Origin of the sequence: Borreliella afzelii (assembly GCF_014202295.1) — a bacterium.
Classification (GTDB): Bacteria; Spirochaetota; Spirochaetia; order Borreliales; family Borreliaceae; genus Borreliella; species Borreliella afzelii.
In genome coordinates this window covers 1-3,994 of record NZ_JACHGM010000020.1, presented here as the reverse complement: position 1 = coordinate 3,994, position 3,994 = coordinate 1, and the positions used below count along the sequence as shown (strand labels likewise).

Genomic DNA, 3,994 nt, shown 5'->3' with positions numbered 1-3,994 from the left:
AAAGCCCCCTTATTGTGGGGGCTTGCTATTCGTATAATAATCAAGAATGTGCAATTAAGTACTGTTTTTAGTCTTTCCAATTGGATGTAAGACCATCATAATGGTTATCAGTCTTTAAAAGTTCTTCTTTAAGGTATTGATAAATTTCTTCATTAGAATTTTTACTATACATATCTCCAGCGACGCCTCTAAAATATTGCTCTACTTCATTAGTTCCATCGCCGCTCCCATATTTATTGTTATGATGATTATTATTATGATTATTACATTTGTTGTTGTCTTTAGCTACTTTACAGTCAATAGCCCCTTGAACATAAGCATCAAAGTCTTCATTGTTTGCTTTTGATGCTAAGAAATCATAAACTTTTTTAAAGGCACTAACTAATTCTTTTTGCTTTTGAATATCTTTAGAAAGCCAATCAAAGAAATCATTACATTTATTCTTGTTCCCATCATTGTACCCGTTTATTTGATCGGATAATTTTTCAATTGTGTATTTAAAAGCATTTGTTAATGAATTAAACTTTTTTTCTTCTTCGGAAGTTAGAGTGATTTTTTCTTTTTCTTCTTGAGGCTCTTGTGTATCTAAATCACGTTTTTTTCTACTTTTTTCTTGCTGCATATTATTTTTATTTAAAGTTTCATTATTATTAGAATTACAGCCATTTAGCATAATTAAAAACAAACAAAATAATATATTTATAATTTTCATTATTACTCCTTTTTTTATCTTCAGTACAATACATCAAGTAATAAAAAATATTCTTGTAATTATAGACCCTATTTTGAGAAATATTGTGGGGTTTAAGGGGATTGTTTGGAAATGATAAATTATATTTTGAGGATTATTTATAATTGCTATTTGAAAAACCGCGTGATTAGCGATACAGCAACAGTGGTTATGATGGATATAGCAATAGGGACTACTACTATTGTCACAATAGTTATTATTCTATTGCTCACTTTGAGTTTTTCTGATAATACATTATTATTGCTTTCCATTTTTTCTAATAATAGTTGGTTATTACTTTCCATTTTTTCTAATAATAGTTGATTATTAATTTCCATATCTTTACGTAAATTTTTCTCTACAGTGTCTATCTTAGTATCTAAATTGAATATATCCTTTTGTAAAGTCTTCTCTACAGTGTCTATCTTAGTATCTAAATTGAATATATCCTTTTGTAAATTCTTCTCTACAGTGTCTATCTTATAAATAAGATTATCAAACTTTATCCCAAATTGTTTTTCTAAATTTTCTAAATCTCTATATGTAAGTTCATTATGATAGTATCTTTTAGATAAATCTTGAGCTATTAGTTGTTCCATTCCCAATCTTATAAATTCATTGTATATTTGTTCTTCAGTTATACTTGCAATATTTGGTAGTGCTGGTTTCATAATATTTTCCCTTTATAGCCTATTATACACCATTTTAGTTAGCTTTAGATATTTTTACATATAAAGTATAAGTTCTTGCAAGAACAACTTATTTGTAATTTACATTTTTAACTAGGGAATATTGATTATAGACTTTTTGTGCTATGGGTTTTGTTTTTTGAATGTACTCCAAAAGTATTTTGATATTATGTTTGATTGAAGTTATGGAGTGTTCATCTTTTAGTATTGATAAGTCTGGAAAAGTATATTCTGGATAATTTGGGTCATTAACTTTTACTTTTGTTTTAGCTAAGAATGTTATAAGGTACATAACATAATCTGATAATTTTGCCTCATATTTAGCTAAAGAGCCGAGTGTTTGAATAATTGGTGGTTTTGGTTCATCTGGTAAACTAGCAATAGTATTGCAACATAGTAGTAAAGAAAGTAACAAGTAGTTTACTAGTTTAAGCATTTTCACCCCTTTTAAGGATATTAATATATTCCCTCATGATTTTATTGCGTTTTGCTTTTAATGAGGAGATAATTTTATTACTTTTATTATTAGAAATAGCCTCTATTATCTCAATATTGTATTTTAATATGTCTTGTATTTCTTCTAATATTTTTGTTGATTCGGCTGTTTCCATAGATTTTAGTGTGCTCATATATGTTTTGTAGAAAAAATCTATTACCTTGCTAAAAGTATTAATGTAGTTATGATCTATGTTTGTATCAGTTTTAGCTATGTTAGTTAAGCTTGATAGTAAATTAAGCCCTAAGCCAATAGTGTTATTTTGCATTATGTGTTTCTCTCTTGATAGATAGGTTTTCCTTCCTGATTGAATTTCAGATCATTAGATATTTTTAGATTTTTTTCATCAGAATTAACTAGATCAATGCATTGATTGATTTTCTCATTTATTGGAGCGAGTATTTTAGTTATTGTTGGAGTTAATGCACTCTCAAGTCTTTCCATATTTGCTGTATAGATTAATTTGTAATGAGAATATAGCTCATAAACCAAAAAGAATCCTTTATGTGCAGCCTCATCAAATTCATCTTCAAATTTAGAAAATATATCAATCAGGTTTGATAAAGACTTAAGTCCAAGCTCAACATTATCTTTAGATAATTTCATAAATTAATCCCGTTTTTTACCATTAGTATTGCCATTTCCATTTCTAAAAAACTTACCTATTACTATAGATAATATGTCTTTTAATAACGGTTTTAAAAGAATTAGTACCCCTAGAACCAGTACTGTTACAAAAATCATTACGGCTATGAGTTTTATTTCATTTAGATTAATAAGAAGTTCTGTTATTTTAATATCCATTTTTAATCCCTCATTTTAATTTTTTATTTGTATATACATTATATACCAAAATTATAATTTTTGCTAAAAAGTTTACAGTTTAAAAAGATCTGGAACCGGATTCCCCGATCTATAGGTTCTTTTTTGTATATACCATCCTTTGTACATGGGAAACTTAAGAGATATTGCAGGAGCGTCCATATGCAGATAAACCATATTTTTTTCACTTTCGTCGGAATATCTTAAATATAATGATTCACCGGCACTTCTCTGCCTCCTTGTGTATTCTAAGTTAATCTCAATATCAAGGTAAATAGGCTCATCATCATTATATTTGTAAAAGATAAGATTTACATCGCTATAGTGGTCCATATCAACAGTTATCGCTTGGTTTTTGTAGTCAGACGGATAAATCCTAGTGCCGTCAGTTGATACGCGGTCACAATTAAAATCGTATGGTACGCCTAGTAATTGTTTAGGAACAGGTGTTTTTTGAATTCTTGAAGAAGACATTATTAAAAGATCATCACTTCTAGATAGGGTAGCTGATGATATGCTATCTGTAAGGCGTGATTTAATTTTACTAAAAAGGCTAGAAAGCTTATCAGAATTATTGCCAATTAGTTTGTCAATTATGTTAGCGTAAATTTTTTCTACAAACTTTTCATCAGCTGCAAGTTCTTCGGCGATTGTAGACTTAATTATCTCTTTAAACTCGCCTAGTCCTTTACCTTCAAATGTTTGGTATTTAACGGTTTTTAAGAAGTTTTTAAAAGTAATAGCATTGCTACTTGCAACTCCATCATCAAGCAGTAAAAGATCGTTATTATTAACGGTCGTAACCTTATTCAAATCTTTAATTTGAACTGTTTCTTCCTCATCAATTAATAATTTTTCTTGACCCTCAGCCATAAAGCCTCCTTAATTGTTAAAAGTTATAATATTTGCACCATCTTCATTATTGATTTTAAGAACCCTACCAATAGGAATAATCCCCTTTATAAAAGCATAAATTGAATGATCATAGCCCTTGGGAAGTGAGTTAAATACCAAAGCCTTTTTAGATGCAGCGTATCCTTTTTTCTTTTCTCTAATTAGTATCTTTTTAGGCCGTTTACCTTTTGCAGTGCTAGGAGAAATAAATGTAGTAAAGTTTGTCTTTATTGCCCCTTTTAAAGAGATATCAATAACACCAGCTTCGGGTGTAGTAACTGAAATATCCACATTCAAAAAAGCCTTAAAAATCAGTCTAAATGACTCATCAGTACCAATATGACGTAAAGCAAAAATAACACT

At 28.7% G+C, this 3,994-nt stretch carries 8 protein-coding genes; all 8 read right to left on the bottom strand.

Annotation, left to right across the window (positions count from 1 at the left end):
• Positions 1-67: 67 nt before the first annotated feature.
• Entirely contained in the window at positions 68-712 is a 645-nt protein-coding gene (locus HNP63_RS06355; RefSeq protein ID WP_183227636.1) for an Mlp family lipoprotein, read from the bottom strand.
• 146 nt (positions 713-858) lie between these two features.
• Positions 859-1,401 (bottom strand): Bdr family repetitive protein, encoded by a 543-nt coding sequence (bdr, locus tag HNP63_RS06350; RefSeq protein ID WP_183227634.1) that lies wholly within the window; start codon positions 1,399-1,401, stop codon positions 859-861.
• A gap of 88 nt (positions 1,402-1,489) precedes the next feature.
• On the bottom strand, positions 1,490-1,855 hold the full coding sequence (locus tag HNP63_RS06345; protein ID WP_183227632.1) for a BBA14 family lipoprotein: 366 nt from the start codon (positions 1,853-1,855) through the stop codon (positions 1,490-1,492).
• On the bottom strand, positions 1,848-2,183 hold the full coding sequence (locus HNP63_RS06340; RefSeq protein WP_006434227.1) for a BlyB family putative holin accessory protein: 336 nt from the start codon (positions 2,181-2,183) through the stop codon (positions 1,848-1,850). The genes HNP63_RS06345 and HNP63_RS06340 overlap by 8 nt, the downstream gene beginning before the upstream one ends.
• On the bottom strand, positions 2,183-2,521 hold the full coding sequence (locus HNP63_RS06335; protein WP_183227630.1) for a BlyB family putative holin accessory protein: 339 nt from the start codon (positions 2,519-2,521) through the stop codon (positions 2,183-2,185). The genes HNP63_RS06340 and HNP63_RS06335 overlap by 1 nt, the downstream gene beginning before the upstream one ends.
• A 3-nt stretch (positions 2,522-2,524) precedes the next feature.
• Positions 2,525-2,719: a BlyA family holin gene (locus HNP63_RS06330; protein WP_183227628.1), complete on the bottom strand. Its 195-nt coding sequence runs from the start codon at positions 2,717-2,719 to the stop codon at positions 2,525-2,527.
• A 72-nt stretch (positions 2,720-2,791) separates the two neighbouring features.
• Positions 2,792-3,610, bottom strand: coding sequence for a DUF685 domain-containing protein (locus tag HNP63_RS06325; protein ID WP_183227626.1), 819 nt, complete (start codon positions 3,608-3,610; stop codon positions 2,792-2,794).
• A 9-nt stretch (positions 3,611-3,619) separates the two neighbouring features.
• On the bottom strand, positions 3,620-3,994 hold a 375-nt coding region (locus HNP63_RS06320), incomplete at its 5' end, for a DUF735 family protein (RefSeq protein WP_183227624.1).

Coding starts and splice junctions, on each gene's coding strand:
- HNP63_RS06330 (WP_183227628.1), bottom strand. CDS start 2,719: ATGGATATTAAAATAACAGAACTTCTTATTAATCTAAATGAAATAAAA.
- HNP63_RS06355 (WP_183227636.1), bottom strand. CDS start 712: ATGAAAATTATAAATATATTATTTTGTTTGTTTTTAATTATGCTAAAT.
- HNP63_RS06325 (WP_183227626.1), bottom strand. CDS start 3,610: ATGGCTGAGGGTCAAGAAAAATTATTAATTGATGAGGAAGAAACAGTT.
- HNP63_RS06335 (WP_183227630.1), bottom strand. CDS start 2,521: ATGAAATTATCTAAAGATAATGTTGAGCTTGGACTTAAGTCTTTATCA.
- HNP63_RS06345 (WP_183227632.1), bottom strand. CDS start 1,855: ATGCTTAAACTAGTAAACTACTTGTTACTTTCTTTACTACTATGTTGC.
- HNP63_RS06340 (WP_006434227.1), bottom strand. CDS start 2,183: ATGCAAAATAACACTATTGGCTTAGGGCTTAATTTACTATCAAGCTTA.
- bdr (WP_183227634.1), bottom strand. CDS start 1,401: ATGAAACCAGCACTACCAAATATTGCAAGTATAACTGAAGAACAAATA.